Raw genomic sequence first — 236 nt, 5'->3', positions numbered from 1 at the left:
CTCATTGATTCTGCGGTTTGGTGTCAGCTGGAGGGTTAGTTACAGGGTCACTGGGTTGCTGCATCTGAAGTGACGGTTTGCTTGGGTCGGCATCCTTCGCTGGATGATCACTATCGCGGTCGAAGCAACCTCCGAGCAGCGAGAAACTGGCAGTCAACAGCAACATGGCGAACAGGTTGTTTTTCATGATGGCTACTCGTTTTTGTGAAGACCTAAACCAACGAGTCCCACCTGTC

The 236-nt window shown here is 51.7% G+C and carries 1 protein-coding gene; it reads right to left on the bottom strand.

Annotated features, from left to right (window positions below; genetic code table 11):
- Position 1 precedes the first annotated feature (1 nt).
- The gene (locus SB756_RS35360) at positions 2 to 187 is read right to left on the bottom strand and encodes a hypothetical protein (RefSeq protein ID WP_016714230.1); all 186 of its coding nucleotides are present in this window, start codon (positions 185 to 187) and stop codon (positions 2 to 4) included.
- Positions 188 to 236: the final 49 nt, after the last annotated feature.

The organism is Pseudomonas sp. SIMBA_068 (assembly GCF_046534705.1).
GTDB lineage: Bacteria > Pseudomonadota > Gammaproteobacteria > Pseudomonadales > Pseudomonadaceae > Aquipseudomonas > Aquipseudomonas putida.
The sequence above is the reverse complement of the archived record's forward strand: the minus strand, read 5'-3'. Positions and strand labels throughout refer to the sequence as shown.

Coding starts and splice junctions, on each gene's coding strand:
- SB756_RS35360 (WP_016714230.1), bottom strand. CDS start 187: ATGAAAAACAACCTGTTCGCCATGTTGCTGTTGACTGCCAGTTTCTCG.